This is a genomic window from Deltaproteobacteria bacterium (assembly GCA_013151235.1).
Classification (GTDB): domain Bacteria; phylum CG2-30-53-67; class CG2-30-53-67; order CG2-30-53-67; family CG2-30-53-67; genus JAADIO01.
Genome location: JAADIO010000055.1, coordinates 44,391 through 63,538 on the forward strand (window position 1 = coordinate 44,391; position 19,148 = coordinate 63,538).

At 55.7% G+C, this 19,148-nt stretch carries 16 protein-coding genes; 11 read left to right on the forward strand and 5 right to left on the reverse strand.

Features of this window, described 5'->3' with window-relative positions; all coding sequences use genetic code 11:
• Nucleotides 1-76: 76 nt before the first annotated feature.
• From GXP58_10350 to metF, 4 genes are all read right to left on the reverse strand, one after another.
• Complete coding sequence (locus GXP58_10350; GenBank protein NOY53998.1) at nucleotides 77-568, reverse strand: YajQ family cyclic di-GMP-binding protein; 492 nt, start codon at nucleotides 566-568, stop codon at nucleotides 77-79.
• Between the two features lie 30 nt (nucleotides 569-598).
• A complete protein-coding gene (locus GXP58_10355; GenBank protein NOY53999.1) occupies nucleotides 599-1,129 on the reverse strand; it encodes a cob(I)yrinic acid a,c-diamide adenosyltransferase in 531 nt (176 codons plus the stop codon).
• Nucleotides 1,117-2,505 (reverse strand): B12-binding domain-containing radical SAM protein, encoded by a 1,389-nt coding sequence (locus GXP58_10360; protein NOY54000.1) that lies wholly within the window; start codon nucleotides 2,503-2,505, stop codon nucleotides 1,117-1,119. The genes GXP58_10355 and GXP58_10360 overlap by 13 nt, the downstream gene beginning before the upstream one ends.
• Before the next feature lie 121 nt (nucleotides 2,506-2,626).
• Nucleotides 2,627-3,502: a methylenetetrahydrofolate reductase [NAD(P)H] gene (gene metF, locus GXP58_10365; protein NOY54001.1), complete on the reverse strand. Its 876-nt coding sequence runs from the start codon at nucleotides 3,500-3,502 to the stop codon at nucleotides 2,627-2,629.
• A gap of 479 nt (nucleotides 3,503-3,981) precedes the next feature.
• On the opposite strand from metF, the gene GXP58_10370 reads away from it, so the two are divergent.
• The gene (locus GXP58_10370; GenBank protein NOY54002.1) at nucleotides 3,982-4,935 is read left to right on the forward strand and encodes an ABC transporter substrate-binding protein; all 954 of its coding nucleotides are present in this window, start codon (nucleotides 3,982-3,984) and stop codon (nucleotides 4,933-4,935) included.
• A gap of 15 nt (nucleotides 4,936-4,950) precedes the next feature.
• Nucleotides 4,951-5,538 (forward strand): hypothetical protein, encoded by a 588-nt coding sequence (locus GXP58_10375; protein ID NOY54003.1) that lies wholly within the window; start codon nucleotides 4,951-4,953, stop codon nucleotides 5,536-5,538.
• 83 nt (nucleotides 5,539-5,621) lie between these two features.
• Here the strand turns inward: GXP58_10375 and GXP58_10380 are convergent, their stop codons facing one another.
• Nucleotides 5,622-7,109: a hypothetical protein gene (locus GXP58_10380; protein ID NOY54004.1), complete on the reverse strand. Its 1,488-nt coding sequence runs from the start codon at nucleotides 7,107-7,109 to the stop codon at nucleotides 5,622-5,624.
• 549 nt (nucleotides 7,110-7,658) lie between these two features.
• Here GXP58_10380 and ccsB point away from each other — a divergent pair.
• From ccsB to GXP58_10425, 9 genes are all read left to right on the forward strand, one after another.
• Nucleotides 7,659-8,471 carry a c-type cytochrome biogenesis protein CcsB gene (gene ccsB, locus GXP58_10385; GenBank protein NOY54005.1) on the forward strand — a complete coding sequence of 271 codons (813 nt, stop codon included), beginning with the start codon at nucleotides 7,659-7,661 and terminating at the stop codon, nucleotides 8,469-8,471.
• A complete protein-coding gene (locus GXP58_10390) occupies nucleotides 8,471-9,760 on the forward strand; it encodes a glutamyl-tRNA reductase (protein NOY54006.1) in 1,290 nt (429 codons plus the stop codon). Before ccsB ends, GXP58_10390 begins: the two co-directional genes overlap by 1 nt.
• A gap of 32 nt (nucleotides 9,761-9,792) precedes the next feature.
• Nucleotides 9,793-10,725, forward strand: coding sequence for a hydroxymethylbilane synthase (gene hemC / locus GXP58_10395; GenBank protein ID NOY54007.1), 933 nt, complete (start codon nucleotides 9,793-9,795; stop codon nucleotides 10,723-10,725).
• A gap of 63 nt (nucleotides 10,726-10,788) precedes the next feature.
• A complete protein-coding gene (gene cobA, locus GXP58_10400; GenBank protein ID NOY54008.1) occupies nucleotides 10,789-12,378 on the forward strand; it encodes a uroporphyrinogen-III C-methyltransferase in 1,590 nt (529 codons plus the stop codon).
• Between the two features lie 195 nt (nucleotides 12,379-12,573).
• Entirely contained in the window at nucleotides 12,574-13,557 is a 984-nt protein-coding gene (hemB, locus tag GXP58_10405) for a porphobilinogen synthase (GenBank protein ID NOY54009.1), read from the forward strand.
• A gap of 55 nt (nucleotides 13,558-13,612) precedes the next feature.
• Nucleotides 13,613-13,879: a hypothetical protein gene (locus tag GXP58_10410; protein NOY54010.1), complete on the forward strand. Its 267-nt coding sequence runs from the start codon at nucleotides 13,613-13,615 to the stop codon at nucleotides 13,877-13,879.
• Nucleotides 13,880-14,007: 128 nt separating this feature from the next.
• The gene (gene hemL / locus GXP58_10415) at nucleotides 14,008-15,288 is read left to right on the forward strand and encodes a glutamate-1-semialdehyde 2,1-aminomutase (protein NOY54011.1); all 1,281 of its coding nucleotides are present in this window, start codon (nucleotides 14,008-14,010) and stop codon (nucleotides 15,286-15,288) included.
• Nucleotides 15,289-15,591: 303 nt separating this feature from the next.
• Nucleotides 15,592-16,566 (forward strand): UvrD-helicase domain-containing protein, encoded by a 975-nt coding sequence (locus GXP58_10420; protein NOY54012.1) that lies wholly within the window; start codon nucleotides 15,592-15,594, stop codon nucleotides 16,564-16,566.
• Complete coding sequence (locus GXP58_10425) at nucleotides 16,560-19,097, forward strand: UvrD-helicase domain-containing protein (GenBank protein ID NOY54013.1); 2,538 nt, start codon at nucleotides 16,560-16,562, stop codon at nucleotides 19,095-19,097. Before GXP58_10420 ends, GXP58_10425 begins: the two co-directional genes overlap by 7 nt.
• The last annotated feature ends 51 nt before the right edge of the window (nucleotides 19,098-19,148 follow it).

Consider the following 19,148-nt stretch of genomic DNA (forward strand, 5'->3'; position numbering starts at 1 on the left):
TCAGGCATGAAGGCTGACAGGAAAGAATCCAACACCTTTTCTTTGACTTTACAGATCCCCTCTTGATAAGACATTTTCAGCTCTTCATATTGACGTACTGGAGCGGCACTTCAAGATTGCTCTCCTTGAGCATTCCGATGACTTTCTGAAGGTCGTCGATCTTCTTGCCGGTCACACGGACCTGCTGGTCCTGGATCTGGGCCTGCACCTTGATCTTGAGTCCCTTGATCATCTTGACGATCTTCCGGGCCGTATCAATATCAATCCCTTCCCGGATCAGGATGTCCCGCTTGATCATCCCCTTGGAGGTCGGTTCGATCTCCTGATAGTCGAGAGCCTTGGAATCAATCTTCCGTTTGACGCACTTACCGATCAGGTCATCCTCCACGGCCTTCATCTTCATCTCGTCCTCGGTGAGGATATGAATTTTTTTTTCTTTCTTGTTGAAGGTGATCTCCGTTTTGGATTTCCGGAAGTCGTACCGTGTGGTAATGGTCTTCCGGGTCATGTTGACGGCATTGTCCATTTCCTGCATGTCGATCTTGTTCACAATATCAAATGACGGCATGGTTGGTTCTCCTTTGTTTGAGTTCCGGGATCAGAACTCGATTCCCTTACGTGCCGGCACCCCCTCCGTCTCGGCGGGATGCTTGATCTTTTTCATCTCCGTCACGTAGTCGGCCCGTTCAATCACCCGGGGATCGGCGCCCCGTCCCGTAAGGATCAGTTCGAGTTGCTCCGGTTTTTCTTCCAGCAGGCCCAGCAATCGTTCAACGGGAAGGAGTCCCTGTGAGACACAGTTGTTCACCTCGTCCAGGACGGCCAGGTCATAGGTGTCGCGAAGAATTTTCTCCCGCACCTCATCAAAATCGGTACACACCTGCCGGGCCAGTTCCTTCCGATCGATATTGGAATCAAAACGCGGGTGAATCTCGGGAAAACGGATCACCGTCATCTCCAGGGAGGCGGCCCGAACGGCAAGGATCTCCCCGGACACGCCCCGGCCTCCCTTGAGGAACTGAACGAAGAGAACCTTTTTTCCGTGGCCGACGGCACGGGAGGCCAGGCCGAAAGCGGCCGTGGTCTTTCCCTTTCCGTTTCCCGTATAGACATGAATCATCCCCCGCATGGAATCCTCTTTTCCGGCAGCTTTGCCGCCTTTTCCATACGGGTCAGGGCCGCTTCAAAAAATCCGACCAGGGAGAGATTCTTTGCCCGGTACCGGCGATGACCCGGATCGTTAAAATCCTCACCGTCCATTTCCCGCATGATCTGCCTGCACCTCGGATAGATCGTTTCATAGAGGGTCTGCACCGCATCTTCATCAAAATGATAAGGTGCATCGTATTCCTTCGCACAGGCCCCGGGAGAAAAAGCCGTCCCCCGGAGGAGGAAGACACGATGGCTCAGAAGATGAGCCGTGCTGGATGGATGGCTCAGAAGATCAAGACGGAGGAGGGTCTCGAAATTGACACGCACATCCTCCAACTTCGTCTCCTTTTCAAACATGATAAACCCGATCGAAAGATGGATTCCGAGACCCTGCAGGACCTTCACGGCCCGGATATTCCGTTCCGCCGTCACCCCTTTCCGGAAACGCTCCAGCATCCGCTGGGAGAAACTCTCCACACCGAGGAAGAGATCGTGAAGTCCCGCCTCGCGCAATTCCGTGAAGAGGGACTCCTCCACATTATCGGCACGGCACTCCATACCAAAGGTAATCCCGGGCAGTCGGTACCGGATCAGACGGGCCAGTTCCGCAGACCGTTCCCGTCCCCGGTTGCCGGGGCCGCAGAAATTGGGATCGGCGAAATAGAAATAGGATGCACCGAACGCCTCCCGGACCCGGACCATCTCCTCCACGATATTCTCCGGCGACCGTCCCCGCCAGCAGGCCTTTCCATGAGAAAGAAAATGAATGGTACAAAACCGGCACTGCCCGTAGCAGCCGCGGCTGCCGAGGATGTAAGCCGTCCCGCAAGCAAGCCTCGTTCGAAGGGGAAAGGCCAAGCGGTCAAGGTCCGATTCCTCCGGCCGCGGGATCAGGCAGGTCCGCCCTTTCTCCTGAAAGGCCACACCGCGAGTCTGCCGCCAATCCCGGTTTTCTTCCAGCCGGGCCGCCAGCCGGACGAGCGTCTCCTCGGGATCTCCCACAACCACGCCATCGATAAAGGAAAACCGATCCAGAAGCCGGTCGTGAAAGGCACTCGGATAAAATCCGAAGAGAAAAATGCGGGAAACCTTTCCCGACGCCTTCAGACTCTTCAGCCCTTCAAGGAGGGGCTCCGTATATTCCCACTGATAGACGAGGTGGAGGATCAGTACGCTCCAACCGGCCGCAGGGGAGACCCCGGCGGTCTCGATCAGTTCCGCCTCAAACCCCGCCTTTTTCAGGGAAGCGACGGCATATCCGGCGAGAAGACAGGAGGACAGGGGGGTGTTCACCACATCGTCACACCGCGCCGCGCTTCTCCGAACGGGGGGATCGTAAATCACGAACTTCATGGATCAGGGGTCTTTCCGGGAAAATAGATGTTTATCCGATCCTGCAGGGCTCCGCTCCAAAGACCTGCAACTACCTTGTCACAGGAGAAGAGGAGGTGTCAAGGAGGATTTCCCGCCGGATTCAGTCGAAGAATCTGCCTTGGAGGGCCTCGACAACTTTCACGACGGCATCTGAACGATTGAGCGTATAGAAATGGAGATAGGAGACCCCCTGTTCGAGGAGTTCTTCACACTGCCGGATGGCGATCTCCACCCCCACCTTTTCCATCTCTTCCGGCCGGCCGGCCAAAGGCGCCATCTTTTCTTCAACCCAGGCGGGAATCGTTGCTCCGCAGAAAGAAGCAAACCTTTTCACTTTTGCCAGATCGGTGATCGGCATGATCCCCGGAAAGATCGGAAGCCGGAGACCCGCCCTTTCAGCCCTTTCCCGGAATGCAAAGAAATAACGATTATCGAAGAACATCTGGGTAATGGCGAAATCCGCACCGGCATCCACTTTTTCTTTGGTATAGATAAGATCCGCCTCGAGCGAAGGCGATTCGAGATGTCCTTCCGGATAAACGGCCACGGCAATGGAAAAGTCGTGTGTTGAGCGGACAAAGGCCGCCAGATCGCGGCCATAGGGGAATTCTCCGGCGGAAGGGTCAAAATCCGGAATATCTTCAGGGGGATCGCCCCGAAGAGCCAGGACATTTTCTATCCCTTCCTCCCGGAAGGTTTGCAACAGCGTCGCCATCGAAGCACGGGTGGCACCGATACAGGTCAGATGGGACATTACGGTGAGTGAAAAGTTTTCCCGGATGGCACGCAGTGTTTTCAGGGTGCGATCCTGCGTACTACCGCCCGCTCCGTAGGTGACGGAAACATAAAGCGGATCCAGCCGACTCAGTTCCCGAACGACTTGCAGAAAAGCAACCATCCCGGCTTCCGTCTTCGGCGGGAAAAACTCAAAGGAAAAGCCCTTTTTCCGTGTTTTCAAAAGGTCGGCGATCTTCATGAGAGACAGCGTCCTTTCCGGTTGAGAGGTTGCCGGAGGAAGCCCCGCCTTTGCAGGGATTCCTCCGGTTGGGGGAGGTGTGAGATGGGTACTTGATGAGAAATTTGGAAACCGGAAGTTTCCCTTCCCCTCAAGGGTCCATGTCCTCTTCTCCTTTTCCTCTTTCCATTAGAGCAAATCCCATGCCAAGGGGGAACCCACTCCGAGGAGAAGACACCCGGACGATCTTACCGAAACGATGAATTTCTCCGTTCTTCAGAATGTTACAGGAGAATGGCAAGGAGGTGGACAAAAGAAAAAGAAGCGCAAAGGAATTCCTCTGTTCCAAAAACGAATGCGGGGAAGGGAGAAATTACCCCGGTGATTGCGGTAATTTTTCCCAGTCCATTTCCCGGCCGAAGGCCATTCGCAATCCGCTCCGCTTTATGTTAGAGTACTTTTCGGAAGAGAAACAACAATCACCGTAAACAAGGGAAACCATGCAGCTTCGGATCGGACACCTGTCCACCTTTTATCACACATCGATCCTGCTGATGGCCGATCCGGAAACCCCGGCACGCCTCGGCGTGGAAGTAGAATGGAAACTCTTCGGCACCGGCCCCGCAATTGTCGAGGCCTTCCGGACCGGTGAAATCGATCTGGCTTATATCGGCCTGCCTCCCGCCATGATCGGGATCGCTTCAGGAGTCCCTATTCGATGCATCGCCGGCGGACACATGGAAGGGACCGTGATCGTCGGGAATGTCGCCCACCGGGACTTTGGCGATACCCACGAACTCGGCAGGATCATGGAGCAATTCCGGGGGAAAACAATCGGCGTTCCCGGCACCGGGTCCATCCATGACGTGATCCTCACCGACACCCTCGATCGTTTCAACCTGGCGGACACGGTGCAAACAGTTCACTTCCCCTGGGCGGACGAATTAATGGAGGCGATGTTCCGGGGAGAGGTGGCGGCAGCCTTCGGGACACCGGCCCTGGCCGCCGCACTGGCCCATTACGGAGAGGGAAAGATCCTCTATCCGCCCCGCCTCCTCCGGCCGGAGAACCCGAGTTACGGCATCGTTGCGGAGATCTCCTTCCTGCAAAGGGAGGCGGAGATTACGGAGCGGTTTCTTCGACTCCATGAGGCGGCCACCGAAAGACTCCGAACCGATCCTTCCGGAGCGGCAAAAATTCTCTCCACCTTTATCGGTTTCATTGATGAAGCACTCGTACTAGAAACCCTGAAGATCTCTTCCCGTTACTGCGCACAGTTGACGGAAGGATACATCACCTGTACCCTAAGTTTTGCCGAAACCCTGAAACGGTTGGGCTACATTGAACGGACGTTACCGGAAAAGGAGATCTTCGACACCACCTTGATCAAAAAGATTCATGGTCCGGGAGATCACTACGGAGACGATGCTGTAAGGAGAGGACAAACTTCATAGACAAGGAGATCGACGATGACGGAAAAGAAAAAACCGCTGCCCCGACCACCCCGAAAAGGCTTCGGACCGAGAAGGGGACCTGACACCGAAGGACCGTTGAGTGCCGACAAGATGGCAGCAGCCATGGCACAGGGAAAGCTCGAAGAATACCTGTCACAGGAATTCCAGGGGAATGAACAGGCGCAAAACCTGGCAAAGATGATGATGGGGATGACGGGAATGTCCGGGATGATGCCGTCCGGCGGGTCCGTCGGTAGTATCCCGCCGGCCGGCGGAGATCCCGCTGGCCCTCCGGAAGTCCCCGAGGATATCCGGCAGGCCTCTCTCACCGGCGACATGGGACAGCTCATGACCCTGATGAAACAGGAGCACGAAAAACGCTCCGGCGGTGAACAAAAAGCGGGTGAGGAAGCCCCCACGAAAAAAAGTCCCGATAACGAAAAGGCATCGGCACCCTCGGCGGAAGCCCCGGCCCTTCTCGACCGGGAGTCAATCGACCTTTTGATCCGGATTGCCTCGGAAAACAGCGTCTCCCTCGACTGGGTCATCGCCCGGGCCATCAAGCTCTATGCTCGGGATTACAAACTCACCGGCAGGGTCTGAAAACAAAAGGGGAAACCAAATATATTCAAGAACTTGCTGTGGTCCGACCCTAACCCCAGACTACCCAGTAAAACGAGAGGTTGTCATCGTGTTACCCTGTATAACCGCCATCTTCCCCTCTTTGTGACCGGTTTGAGAATCGGGAGGGCATCGAAGATGTTCTGTGTTTCCTGTGTACCGTTGATCAACAGGTAGTTAAAGGCAAGGATGTCCCTAATTTTTACCCACTGTGCGTTCCATTCCAGGCCGGGTGTCCAATGGGGAGGCCTCTGTTTCCTGAACTGTACAATCCCTGAAGCATGCTCGGCAAAAGAGAAATTCAGGCTCCCGCCTTTCACTGCCTGCGCGTAGGCGAAGGTCTGCAGAAAGGGTCTGCCCTTTATATATCGGCTGGTCTTTACAAAATCCAGGCCGAGCACGCGCTGTTTTGCGGGAAGCAGCATGAGAGAGCGCCTCAGCCCGGAGATTTCCTTCGTCTGGAAAAGATGCCATGCCCAGGCTGTCTGAAAGAGAAAGAAGGCAAGTACGGCCCCAAGGGAGAGTTGCTGGATCTTGTGTTCCAATGCAGGGGCGGGGAAAGAGAGGAGCAGAAATATCGAGACAATCGGAAACCATCTTTGAGCGAAAAAGATAGTGTTCATATACTTTTCAGGTGCAAAAAAGTAGATGCATAAAAAGAGAAGAGCAGCGGTCAGAAGTTCTTTGTCAATCTTTTCTGTGAATCGATTCCGGTTTGTGAAAAACGACAGCAACAGCCAGGCAAGTATTACAACGGCCGCAATCGCTTCCGTATTCCCCTGGATTCCGCCGAACATGGAGTTCACCAGGTACCCGGGGGCCAGACGATCCAGAGGTGAAGTCACCCAGTGTGCCGCAACATCGAAACCTGCCGATTCCCTTACTTTGGAGAATGACTGATACCAGAAGGCCGCAAGCAATCCAGTCGGGAATAAAGGAGATAACCGGTAGATTAAGGACTTCCAGCCTTTCCAGTGTATGAGATTGTAGAGCAGCAACCAGGCCGCTCCTATCAGAAACCATAAGGCATGGCAGAAATAGAGCAGGAACGACAAGAAGATGAGAAGCACACCTCTTCTTCTGCTGAAAGGGTGTAGAGCGGCCATAAACCAGAGGACGAAAAAAGGCCAGCCGATCAGGAAGTTCAGAAAACCCCAATAAAGGGACAGGTTGAAAACCAATAACAATGCCAGTAGCGCATTTCCCAACGGCCGTTTCCGTTTCCATGCGAGCAGGTGTATCGCCATGCCCCAGGAAAGAACCAGCACGATCAAGGAGAGCTTGCCTGCGAAGATCGGAGCGAACAGGTTGCGGGCCGCATAGATCAATAGATAGACAAGGTTGTCCGGCGAATACCAATTGATGGAATAGAGATGCGTTTGGCCGGACAGGGTTTTGTTGAGTAGATAAATTTGACATAAATGCTGTGGGAGATCTGTTGCTGGAGGGAACTCTACAAAAATGAAGGGGAATAATGTCAGAACGATTGAAATACCGGCCAACAAGCCGCGTAGGGGTATCCCTTTAAAGACTACCGGAAGATTGCGTTCCATGAAGATGGGGTTCTCCCTGCGGAAAAAGCTTGGGTGTCAGAACTTAATGGGCTGTTGCTCAAACACATTTGACATTTTTGAAGATGGCTATTCCGCCGAAGGGCACACTCCATAATATCTTCATAAACCGCCGCACCTAACAAGACCTGCCTGACTTTCTCTTCTGGTCAGCAAAAAAGATCCACACGTTAAAACCCAAAAGGTGTTTTGGCAACGCTTCCGGGAGAACATCTAACAGGGTTACCGGAATAACCATTAACGATATGAGTAACAATTCCCGTGGGGATTGTAAAGGAAATTTTAGCGCAAAAGAAAAAGCCGCCCTCCGGTGGGGAGTAACTTCCAGGAAGATTAGGGGACGTTCCTGATTACGCTGACTTATTCCTGACAAACTTTTCTCAACGAATCGTCGGGACCTCCTTTGGAAGACCGCTGCAGGTCCGAGGAAAGACCTCCCGGCCTGCTCTAACCTGATTTAAACATTGATTTTCCATTCATTTTATATTATTTTAAAGAAATTGTAATTCTGGAGAAAGGAACCCAAAAAAAATGATACTCAAGGTTGCCCTTGCGGTCTATCTGTTATCCACCATCTTCTGTCTTGTCTATTTCGTTTCTCCCCGGAAGTCCCTGGCAACGGCTTATCTGGCCAGCGCGGTCGCAGGTTTTCTCATCCATACATGGGTCCTGATCGAAAGCTATCTTCAAGCAGGGCACATCCCTGTGACCAACCTGAAGGAGGGGCTGTCCTTTTTCTCCTGGACGATTATCCTGATTTTCCTGATCATTGAATACCGCTACAAGATCCTGATTCTCGGTTCCTTCATTATTCCCCCGGCTTTTATAGCTCTCCTCTACCCGGCATTGGCGGGTGACAGAATCACGGCGCTGGCGCCACTTCTGCAGAGTTCCTGGTTAGGGGTCCATGTGACCCTGGCCTTCCTCGGGGATGCGTCCTTTGCCCTGGCCACGGCCCTGAGTGTCATGTATATCCTTCAGGAACGCCAACTAAAATCCCACAAGTTCGGCGCCACCTTTCGCAAGCTCCCATCCCTGGAGGTTCTCGATTTGATCAATCACCGGATTATGACCATCGGTTTTCTTCTCCTGACGCTCGGCATCATTACCGGAGCCCTCTGGGCCCGGGCGGCATTAGGGAGCTACATACAGGGGGATCCCAGGGAAATCTGGTCCCTGATCACCTGGGTGATCTATGCCGGCCTCGTGCATTCCCGACTGACCATCGGATGGCGGGGCCGTAAATCAGCAATCCTGACGATCGTGGGATTTTGCGTGCTGATCTTCGCCTTTCTGGCCATCAATACCTTCATTCCAAGTTATCATTATCCGGGGCGTTTCTGATGGGCATCTTCCTGGTAGGACTGAGTCACAAAACGGCGCCCGTGGAATTGCGGGAGAAGATCTCCTTTGCCGAAGAGACGATCCCGCAAGGACTGGAAAAGCTTCGGGCGGAGTCGATCCCGGAAAACATCATCCTCTCCACTTGCAACCGGGTCGAGATCATCGCTCAATGCGAGGACTGCGTCAAAGGGATTTCAGCCACGAAAGATTTCCTGTCCGGCGAACACCAGATCCCCCTCGATGAACTGGAGCCTCATCTCTATATCCGGGAAGGCAATGAGGCAATCCGCCATATCTTCCGTGTCGCTTCCTCGCTTGACTCCATGATGGTCGGGGAGCCCCAGATCCTCGGGCAGTTCAAGAATGCCTTCACGATCGCCTCGGAGGCCAAGGCGACGGGAATCATCCTGAATCGGCTCATGCACAAGGCCTTCTCCGTGGCAAAAAGGATCAAGACCGAGACGGGGATCGCCCGAAGCGCCGTTTCCATCAGTTACGCCGCCGTGGAACTGGCCAAGAAGATTTTCGACGATCTGACGGACAAGACCGTCATGCTCATCGGAGCCGGGGAGATGTGCGAACTGGCGGCCAAACACCTGATGCAAAACGGCGCGAAAAAAATGCTCGTCACCAACCGGACCTACAGCCGCGCCGTGGAACTGGCACAGGAGTTCAACGGGAGCGCCATCCGTTTTGAAAATTTCATCGAATCACTGATCCAGACGGACATCATCATCTCCTCCACCGGGGCGCCGCACTATATCCTGCACCACCACGATGTAAAAGAGGTGATTCACGAACGGAGGAACAAGCCGATCTTCATGATCGATATCGCCGTCCCCCGTGACCTTGATCCGGAAATCAACAAGATCGACAATGTCTACCTCTACGATATCGACAATCTCCAGGCCGTCGTTGAAACCAACATCGAAGAGCGGAAGAAGGAAGCGGAAAAGGCCGACAGCATCGTCACGCAGGAGGTCCGGACCTTCGAACAATGGCTCGCCTCCCTGAAGGTCACACCGATGATCGTCCTTCTCCGGGAACGGATGGAGCAGATCCGGCAGGAAGAACTCCGAAAGACCCTGCCCCGCCTGAACGGAATCTCGGAGAAGGAGAAGAGGTCGATTGAATCGATGTCGATGGCGATCATCAATAAGGTTCTTCACGGCCCGATGAAAGCCTTGAAGTCGTGTCACCCGGAAGAAAAAGAAACGCTCATGCAGGTGTTGCGGGAGATCTTCCAGTTGGAAGACTCTCCCCGAAAGATCGGGGAAAAAGATCGTTAACCGTGGTATACACTCCATTGTAAGGGAAGAAGATGACAAACTCAAAGGAAGTCCGTATCGGCACACGTGGAAGTCAGCTTGCACTCTGGCAGGCCAACTGGATCAAATCGACGCTCGAGGCCCGGCATCCCGACCTTGTGGTCTCTTTGGTGAAGATCAAGACCACGGGAGACAAGATCCTCGATGTCCCCCTGGCCCAGGTCGGCGGCAAAGGACTCTTCGTCAAGGAGATCGAAGAGGCAATGCTTGACGGAAGGATCGACCTGGCCGTCCACAGCATGAAGGATGTCCCCACCGACCTTCCCGGTCCGCTCCACCTGCCGGTGATCGCCGAACGTGAAGATCCGAGGGACGCCCTCTTGTCGCACGGCAAAGTGTTCGATGACCTGCCGCAGGGGGCGAAGATCGGTACGAGCAGCCTGCGGCGTCAGGCCCAGCTCCTCCACCGGCGTCCCGATATGGAGATGATCTCCCTCCGGGGGAACCTCGACACCCGGATCAGGAAGCTCGACACGGAAGGGCTCGATGCCGTCATTCTCGCCGCGGCGGGAATCCGCAGGATGGGCTGGGCGGAGAAGATCACCCAGATCCTGCCGACGGAAATCTCTCTGCCCGCCATCGGGCAGGGGGCCGTGGGGATCGAATGCCGCCGGGAGGATCCCCGCATCAATGACCTGATCGCCTTCATCCGTCATGATGATACCTTCGATGCCGTGGTGGCGGAACGGGCCTTTTTAAAGAAACTTGAAGGGGGTTGCCAGGTCCCGATCGCCGCCTATGCCGAAGTCGACGGCAAAAATCTGAAACTCCGGGGTCTCGTCGGAAGCGTCGACGGCAAGGAACTGATCGAAGACAAAATCGACGGGCTCCGTACGGACGGCGCCCGTCTCGGCACCGAATTGGGAGAACGGGTCCTCGCTGCCGGCGCCGGCCGGATCCTCGAAGAGGTTTACAAAAATCAGTAACCCCTTCATTGCAGGCTGTTGTTTTCCGGTCCCTCTTCGCGACAAGGAGGACACAGGAACATTATGGATTGGACGGACAAAAAATCCCCCCCGGCCCCTCTTTTACAAGGTGGAGAGAAATCATCCATCAAAGGAAAAGTCTTTCTCCTCGGCGCCGGTCCCGGCCACCCGAAGTTGATCACCCTCCGGGCGATCGAATGTATCCGGGATGCCGAGGTCATCATCTACGACTACCTGGCCAATCAGAAATTCCTTCAGTATGCCCCGAAGGGGTGCGAGATCATCTATGCCGGGAAGACGAGCGTTCACCATACCCTGCATCAGGATGAAATCAATCAGCTCCTCATCGACAAGGCCCGTACGGGAAAAACGGTGATCCGGCTCAAGGGGGGAGATCCCCTCCTTTACGGACGCGGCGGGGAAGAGGCGGAAGGACTCGCCCGGGAGGGGATCCCCTTCGAGATCGTCCCCGGCATCCCGGCGGCTACCGCCATTGCGGCCTATGCCGGGATCCCTCTGACCCACCGTGACTCAGCGTCTACGGTCGCCTTTATTACAGGGCACGAAGGATCGGGCAAGAGCGGCCCGCCCGTGGACTGGGAAAAGATCAGCACCGGCGTCGGCACGGTCGTCATCTACATGGGGGTCGGCAACCTGCAGGAAAATACCCGTAAACTCATGGAACACGGACGGGCGCCCGAAACCCCGACGGCCCTCGTCCGCTGGGGTACGACGCCGGAGCAGGAGATCCTCATCGGGACCCTGGCCGACATCTACGAGAAGGCCCGGACGGCACACTTCAAGGCCCCGGCCATCATGATCGTCGGCGAAACGGTCCGGCTCCACGACAAACTCCACTGGACCGATCAACTCCCCCTCTTCGGCCGCCGGATCGCCCTCACCCGGGAACGGGAGAACGCCGGACTCTTTTCCAAGGAACTGGAGCGGCTGGGGGCGGTGATCTACTACCTCCCCGCCATCAGCATCTTTTCCCCGGAAGAGTTCGGGATCGTCGATCAGGCCATTGAAGAAATCGAACAGTTCGACTGGATCATATTTACGAGTGCCAACGCCGTCCGATATTTTCTTGATCGTCTGATCAAGAAGAATCGGGATGTGCGTGATCTGAAAGGGATTTCGATCTGCACCGTGGGGACCGCCACGGCCCGGTCTCTAAAAACCCGGGGGATACGGACCGACCTCATCCCCGAGGAGTTCACCGGGGAAGGCGTCGTTGCCGCCCTGCTGAAGGAGGGAGATCTTCCGGGGAAGCGGGTTCTGATCCCCAGGGCGGAAAAGGCGAGGGAAGTGGTCCCCGATGCCCTCCGGGAGGCAGGCGCCGAGGTCGTCGTGGCCACGGTCTACCGGAATCTTGCCCCGGAGATTGACGCACAGGCACTCCAGGAGATCCTGATCAACCGCAAGGCAGACCTGATCGTCTTTACCAGTCCATCGAATATCAGAAATTTTGTCCGGTCCGTGCAGAAAGAAGGACTGCAGAAAACCCTGCCGGGAATCAGGACCGCATGCATCGGTCCGGTCACGGCAAAGGCGGCGAAAGAAGCCGGGCTCGATGTTGTCGTTGAACCGGAGAAATCGACACTCGAGTCGGTCTCTGAAGCGATCCGGAAATATTTCGCTGAAAAACAATGATGGTCTCGTAAAAAGTCGTTTTTCGGATTCCGTTCATGGTTCGACAGGCTTCCGAGCATGGTGAGCTTGCCGAACCACACGAACGGGGAATATCAAAGACTTACACCGTTCGCCCTGAGCGTGTCGAAGGGTCGAACGGACTTTTTACGAGTCCATCAACAATCGAACCAGAAAATTTAAAAGGGAGATGCCATCATGTTTTTCCCCAGCTACCGTCCGCGCCGGGTACGGAAAAATGAACAGATCCGAAGAATGGTCCGGGAGACCCGGCTCTCCGTGGACAACCTGATCTACCCCCTGTTCGCCATTCATGGCAAGAAGGTCAAAAATGAGATCCCTTCCATGCCGGGAAACTTCCAGCTCTCTGTGGAGAACCTCGTCCGGGAAGCCCGGACGGTCTACAAGCTCGGCATCCCGGCCGTCCTCCTCTTCGGGATTCCGAAGAGGAAAGATGCCGTCGGCTCCGGGGCCTACGACGAACACGGCATCATCCAAACCGCCGTCCGGTCGATCAAGGACAAGATCCCGGAGCTGATCGTGATCACGGATGTCTGTCTCTGCGAATATACCGATCACGGCCATTGCGGGATCGTCGAGAACGGCGAAATCCTGAACGACCCGACGCTGGAACTCCTCGCGAAGGAAGCGGTATCCCACGCCCGGGCCGGGGCCGACATCATCGCCCCTTCGGACATGATGGACGGCCGGGTCGGCGCCATCCGGGAGGCTCTCGATGAAGAAGGTTTTGATGACACACCGATCCTCTCCTATGCCGTCAAATATGCCTCCGGATTCTACGGTCCCTTCCGGGATGCAGCGGAATCGACACCCGGTTTCGGCGACCGCGCCTCTCACCAGATGGACCCGGCCAACACCCGTGAGGCCATGCGGGAGGCGGAGCTGGATGTCTCGGAAGGGGCGGACATGCTCATGGTCAAACCAGCGCTTCCCTACCTCGACATCATCTACCGGGTGAAGGAGGAATTCGATCTGCCTGTGGCCGCCTACAACGTCTCCGGCGAATTCTCCATGATCAAGGCCGCAGCAAAACAGGGGTGGCTCGACGAGAAACGGGTGATGATGGAATCGTTGATCTCGATCCGGCGGGCCGGCGCCGACATGATCCTCACCTACTGGGCGAAGGATGCCGCAAAACTGCTTCAGAAACAGCAACCATAAAAAAAGAAGACCGGAATCGCCGTTTCTGATAGAATAAAAGACGGGAGGAGGACAAATGTTCATTCGGCGATTTCATAGTGAAATCATCTTTCATCTCTTCAGCCTGATCTTTTTCGACCTGATCTATTTCATCGTCCTCATGTTGCTCCTGTTGCAGCATGAGGCGCTGTGGTTAGGCCTCGGGTCTCTTCTCGTCTTCGGCTACCTGCATCTCCGTTACTTCCGGAGTTTCTGCCGGGAGATCCGCTGGACCTACGTCACACCTCATCTTGTTTTCCCCTGCCTTTTGACGTTGGTCGCCTTTTTGACCTACGCGCCATGAAACAGGGTTCAAACTGCTTAAACCATTCAAACCGTTTAGAGAACAGACAGCCTCTTTCCATTGACAGAACCTCCTGAAAATGTTACTAATCTTCTCATTAATTCAGGGATTCAGAAGGAGAATCAGACATGTCGAACCGTTCCGAAGAACTCTTTGTCCAAGCACAGAAATTCATCCCCGGCGGGGTCAACAGCCCGGTGCGGGCCTTCAAGTCGGTGGGAGGCAGTCCCGTTTTCATCGACCGATCCGAAGGAAGCCGGATCTTCGATGTGGAGGGCCGGGCCTATATCGACTACATCGGTTCCTGGGGACCGATGATCGTGGGACATTCCCATCCACGGGTCGTCGAAGCCCTCAAAAAAGCCATCGACAAGGGGACGAGTTTCGGCGCTCCGACGGTGTTGGAGACCGAACTGGCGCAGAGGGTGATCCAGGCCGTCCCCTCCGTGGAAATGGTCCGGATGGTCAACTCCGGCACGGAGGCAACGATGAGCGCCATCCGGGTTGCCCGGGGCTATACCGGACGGGACAAGATCATCAAGTTCGAGGGGTGCTACCACGGCCATGCCGACGGCCTGCTCGTTAAGGCCGGCTCCGGCGCCGCCACCTTCGGAGTCCCGACCAGTCCCGGCGTCCCCGCTGATTATGCAAGGAACACTCTCACCGCCCCCTTCAACAATCTTGAGGCCGTGGAGAAGCTCATCGCCGAAGAGGGAGACGATATCGCCTGCATCATCGTTGAGCCGTTGCCGGGAAACATGGGCGTCGTCCCCCCGAAGGCGGGTTTCCTGGAGGAACTCCGGAAGATCACGGCGGAAAAGGGGATCGTGCTGATCTTCGATGAAGTCATGTCCGGTTTCCGTGTCGCCTACGGCGGCGCCCAGGAACGCTTCGGGATTACACCCGATATGACGACCCTTGGAAAGGTGATCGGCGGCGGACTTCCCGTCGGCGCCTACGGCGGGAAGAAGGAGATCATGGAACAGGTCTCTCCTTCCGGCCCGGTCTACCAGGCCGGGACCCTCTCGGGGAATCCTCTCGCCATGACGGCCGGAATCGAGACCCTGAAGATCCTCTCCGAACCGGGCGTCTACGACCAATTAGAGGAGAAATCGACGAAGCTCTGCAAGGGGATCCGGGAGGCCTTTGCGGAAGCCGGTGTTCCCGCCTTCCACACCCAGGTGGGTGCCATGTTCTGTACCTTCTTCAACAACGGGGAAGTGACCGACTACACCTCGGCGGCCCGATCCGACACGGAACGGTTCGGGAAGTACTTCCATAACATGCTGGAACAGGGGATCAACCTGGCGCCGTCCCAGTTCGAAGCGGCCTTCATGTCTCTGGCCCACTCCGATGAGGATATTGCAAAGACAATCGACGCCTGCCGGAAGAGCTTACGGAAACTTTGATGAAGTCGTAAAAAGTCACGAAGCCCTTCGACAGGCTCAGGACGAACGGTATAAGTGGTTGATATTCCGTTCGTGTGGTTCGGCGAGCTTCCGAGCATGGTGAGCTTGCCGAACCACATGCTCGGTAGCTTGTCGAACCATAAACGGAATCCGGAAAATGACTTTTTACGAGACCATCAACTTTAAGCTGCAACACAAGACGATTCCCTTTCCTTTCACTGCCCTTTGCCCTCTGTCGGGGGGACGGTTTTTCTTCAACACTGTGCGCTGCATACTGAAAATACGGCCCTCGTAACGAACGGTATGAACGAAGAGAAAAAACCGGATCAATCCACCTTCACGCCGGACCAGAAGCGGGCGATTCACACCTTGGGACGGAATCTCTGTGTCTCCGCCGGAGCCGGGTCCGGAAAGACGACGGTCCTCGTAGAACGATTCCTCTATCTCCTCGAAGAAGGACAGTTCAAGATCAACGAAATTGCGGCGATCACCTTCACGGAAAAGGCCGCCGGCCAGATGAAGGAGAAGATCCGGAAGAAGCTACTGGATCGGATGGAGAGAGCAGCAACTCCGGAGGAACGCCGCCGCATGGAAACCCGTTACCGTGAGGCCGGCTCCGCATGGATTCACACAATTCACGGACTTTGCACCCGCATCCTAAAGGAACAGGCGGTCGCTGCCGGGATCGACCCCGGCTATCTGACCCTCGACGAAACGGAAACCCTCCTTCTTCTCCACAAGACACTGAAATCCTTTATCGTAAACCGCCTGAATCAGGGGAAAGCGTCGATGGTGCGGCTTCTCTCCGCATACGGACTGGAGAAGACCCGGAAAATACTTACGGCCCTGGTTCAAAGGCGCGTCGATGCCGCCCCCTGGATCAATATCTATCTTAAACAATCCGATGAGGAGATCCTGCGCCCACTCTTCGAGACACGCAAAGATTTGGAGACGGAATTGAAATCGCACATCGCCCGTCTCCGGGATTACGGGGCGGACGACCCGGCAGACCGGATGGAGCAAAACCGCGTGACGGCCCTTGCCCTCCCGGATACCGGTCCGCTCAACCCGGAAACACTGACCACCCTTCTGAAGATAGATCTTCGGGTAGGAAGCAAGAAGAAGTGGCTTTCCGGGGATCTTCCGGCCGTTAAAGCCCTGCTGAAAGAGATCAAAGACCGTGCGAAAGATCTTCTTCCCTTATACAGCGAGGAAGCAATACGGCGGGAGCCGGAACACTTCTCCGTGCCCTCTGCCGGGAACTGGATCCCTTGTTAGAGGAGTACTTGCGGGACAAGGCACAACTGGGGGTTCTCGACTTCGAGGATCTTCAGATCAAGACCCGGAACCTCCTCCGGGATCATTCCGGAATCAGGGAACACTATCGGAAGAATTTCGCCACCCTCCTCGTAGATGAACATCAGGATACCGACCCCCTGCAGATGGAGATCATCGAACTCCTTGCCGGCGGGGAGGAAGGACGGATCTTCGTGGTCGGCGATGACAAGCAGTCAATTTATGGTTTCCGCGGCGCCGACGTGACCGTCTTCCGGGACTACCGGGCAAAGACGGCAAAGAACGGCGGGGGATGCCTGATCTCCCTGAAGACCAATTTCCGAAGCCAGGAAGAGATCCTTCGTTTCATCAATCATCTTTTTGGGAGGATCTTCCCTTCCGGCAATGAAACGATCCCCTTTGAAGGTCTCGATCCCTTCCGGAAGAGTCTGCCCAATGAACACTTCATCGAATCCTGTCTGATTGCCGCAGCCAAGGAGGAGAAAAAAACCGCCGAGGAGATCCGTCAGGAAGAAGCCGCAGCCCTGGCGCTGAGAATCCGGAGCATGGTCGACAAGGGAGAGAAACGGATCCTCTCCGACGATGGAGAACCACGGGCTGTACAGTTCGGCGATATCGCCCTCCTCTTCCGGGCCATGACCGATGTCAGGATCTATGAAGATGCACTACTTCAATACGGCATTCCCTTCACCGTGGTCAGCGGCGGCGGCTTTTTCAAAAAACAGGAGGTCCTCGACATCCTCAACTTTCTTCGCCTCCTCCTGAATCCGGAAAATGATGAGGCGCTGGCGGCTCTGCTACGAAGTCCTGCGGCCGGTGTCCGGGATGATACCCTCTACTTCATGACCCGGGGGCGGACCCTTTCATCGGGACTGACCGTTGCGGAAGCCCTTGACGGTATCGACGATTCGGAAAAGGCGATCCTGATCCGGACCCGGAAACTTCTCGAAGATTTTCGGCACATCAAAAACCGGGTTGAGATTCCCGAGCTGATCGGCGGTTTTCTTGATCGGACAGGCTACGGGGCCGCTCTGTTGGCCGACCCCGTTTATGGTCGACAACGCCATGCCAACCTGCAAAAACTAATGGACATGGGACGAGATTTTTCCGCCGGTCCTTTCTTCGGCCCGGCCGATTTCATCGATTACATCGACGAACTGATGGATCGAGAGACCCGGGAGGGGGAATCCCCTGTGGAGGAGGAAGGGGAAGATACCGTCAAGATTCTTTCGATCCATAAAGCCAAAGGGCTCGAATTCCCCGTCGTTATTCTTCCCGATCTCGGCAGAAATGCCGGGGGACGCGGATCAGGTTTCGTTGCAGTTGACAGGCACCTCGGGATCGGGATCAAGATCCCCGATGGGACCGGCGGATGGTGCAGCGGGTTTCTCCGGAAACGGATCGAGGAGACCCGGGAAAAGGAAGAAATCGAAGAGGGGAAAAGACTCTTCTATGTCGCCGCCACAAGAGCGCGTGATTTCCTTGTTCTCTCCGGGCAGGTCAAGAGGTCGAAAAACCCGGGCCGGGAAGCCGCCCTTCCGATGGAGTGGCTCTGTGAGGCTCTCGGGATCACCGAGGAAAACTGCCGGGAGGAGATCTCTTACGGAGGCCGGCAAATCCGGCCCATCACCCCACCCCGGAAACCGGCCTCGGAAGCAGCGGAAACAGTCCGCTGGATCGACCGCTTTCCGGAACTGCTCTCCGGAGAGATTCCTGATCTCTCCGGACAGATTGTCGATGAGGAGTTGGCGAAACAGGTCTTCAAGAAACCCCGGTGCCGTCCCTCCCGCCGATTCACCGTCTCCCAACTGCTGCTGATCCGGAAGTGCCCCCGAATGTACGAACTGGCGACCCGTTTCGGAATCTCGGAACCTGAAGTAAAAATTCCGCCCCATGGGACCGGCGGAGAAGGAGGGCGGGAACGGGGCAGCCTGGTTCATCGCATTCTGCAACAATGGGACCTCCGTCGGGAAAACCTCTCCGGGACCCTTGACCTTGAACTGGCCCGCTCCGGGTACCCGGAAACCGATCAGCAGGCAATCCGATCGGAGATCACCCCCTGGCTGGAGGTTTTTGCCCAATCCGGGACGGCCGAGGAGATCCGCCGGTCCGGGCAGGCCTATGCCGAAATCCCCTTTTACCTTAATCTGCAGGGGTACCGGATTGAGGGGGTGATCGATAAACTCTATCGCGGCCCTTCCGGACGGCTGATGATCCTCGATTATAAAACCGACGGAATTTCAGCGGAGGAAATCGAGACCCGGGCGGCGGAATATCGTTTGCAGCTTTCCGCCTATGCCCTGGCCGTATACCGCCTCTTCGGGGAAGAGGTCGAAACGGCCCTCGCCTTTCTCCAGCCGGGAATCATCCGCCCAATCGACCATGACCCCGGCCGGACGGAGATTGAAATCATCGAGACGATCCGGGCCATCGACGGGGTAAAGAGCCCTCTCGTGGAGCGGACCCGGTGTCTTAGCTGCGGATACAGGGAGTCCTTCTGTATGACGGGATGAACCCCGAAGGAGAGACCTTCAGGTAGCTGATAAAAATCGTGAAATGAGCGC

What these genes read in the sequence shown, in the direction of transcription:
- GXP58_10350 (NOY53998.1), bottom strand. Translation starts at nt 568, where the DNA reads ATGCCGTCATTTGATATTGTGAACAAGATCGACATGCAGGAAATGGAC.
- GXP58_10355 (NOY53999.1), bottom strand. Translation starts at nt 1,129, where the DNA reads ATGCGGGGGATGATTCATGTCTATACGGGAAACGGAAAGGGAAAGACC.
- GXP58_10360 (NOY54000.1), bottom strand. Translation starts at nt 2,505, where the DNA reads ATGAAGTTCGTGATTTACGATCCCCCCGTTCGGAGAAGCGCGGCGCGG.
- metF (NOY54001.1), bottom strand. Translation starts at nt 3,502, where the DNA reads ATGAAGATCGCCGACCTTTTGAAAACACGGAAAAAGGGCTTTTCCTTT.
- GXP58_10370 (NOY54002.1), top strand. Translation starts at nt 3,982, where the DNA reads ATGCAGCTTCGGATCGGACACCTGTCCACCTTTTATCACACATCGATC.
- GXP58_10375 (NOY54003.1), top strand. Translation starts at nt 4,951, where the DNA reads ATGACGGAAAAGAAAAAACCGCTGCCCCGACCACCCCGAAAAGGCTTC.
- GXP58_10380 (NOY54004.1), bottom strand. Translation starts at nt 7,109, where the DNA reads ATGGAACGCAATCTTCCGGTAGTCTTTAAAGGGATACCCCTACGCGGC.
- ccsB (NOY54005.1), top strand. Translation starts at nt 7,659, where the DNA reads ATGATACTCAAGGTTGCCCTTGCGGTCTATCTGTTATCCACCATCTTC.
- GXP58_10390 (NOY54006.1), top strand. Translation starts at nt 8,471, where the DNA reads ATGGGCATCTTCCTGGTAGGACTGAGTCACAAAACGGCGCCCGTGGAA.
- hemC (NOY54007.1), top strand. Translation starts at nt 9,793, where the DNA reads ATGACAAACTCAAAGGAAGTCCGTATCGGCACACGTGGAAGTCAGCTT.
- cobA (NOY54008.1), top strand. Translation starts at nt 10,789, where the DNA reads ATGGATTGGACGGACAAAAAATCCCCCCCGGCCCCTCTTTTACAAGGT.
- hemB (NOY54009.1), top strand. Translation starts at nt 12,574, where the DNA reads ATGTTTTTCCCCAGCTACCGTCCGCGCCGGGTACGGAAAAATGAACAG.
- GXP58_10410 (NOY54010.1), top strand. Translation starts at nt 13,613, where the DNA reads ATGTTCATTCGGCGATTTCATAGTGAAATCATCTTTCATCTCTTCAGC.
- hemL (NOY54011.1), top strand. Translation starts at nt 14,008, where the DNA reads ATGTCGAACCGTTCCGAAGAACTCTTTGTCCAAGCACAGAAATTCATC.
- GXP58_10420 (NOY54012.1), top strand. Translation starts at nt 15,592, where the DNA reads ATGAACGAAGAGAAAAAACCGGATCAATCCACCTTCACGCCGGACCAG.